Source organism: Dietzia massiliensis (assembly GCF_018390595.1).
In the GTDB taxonomy this organism is placed as follows: domain Bacteria; phylum Actinomycetota; class Actinomycetes; order Mycobacteriales; family Mycobacteriaceae; genus Dietzia; species Dietzia massiliensis.
This window is the reverse complement of record NZ_JAHBAV010000308.1, coordinates 1-362: the sequence shown is the minus strand read 5'-3', so window position 1 is coordinate 362 and position 362 is coordinate 1. Positions and strand designations below refer to the sequence as shown.

1 protein-coding gene is annotated in these 362 nt (G+C 29.0%); it reads left to right on the top strand.

Annotation, left to right across the window (positions count from 1 at the left end):
- Positions 1 to 362, top strand: a 362-nt coding sequence (locus KHA85_RS20635) for a PRD domain-containing protein (protein WP_213186733.1), incomplete at both ends; no start/stop codon positions are given.

Genomic DNA, 362 nt, shown 5'->3' with positions numbered 1-362 from the left:
GCATTACATTTAGTTAATTTTTCACTTAGTAATAATGCAAATAATGCTATGAAAATTGTTACTCTTACAAAAGAGGTTTTGAATTTGATAAAAAAGACAATGAAAGTGGAGTTAGAAGAGGATTCAATTGGCTATACTCGTATTTCCACGCATCTTAAATTTTTAGCAGAAAGAATTTTTCGGGATGATGCTAGTAGTGTCGTAGATACTACTTCTGATATTCGTGAAATGCTTAAGGAAGATGCTAGGTTAGCTTTGTGCATTAATAGAATTGTTAAATTGATTAAAGAAAGATATAATTATGACTTATCACCTGATGAACAGACATATCTTTGTATTCATATAAAAAAGAATACCAATAC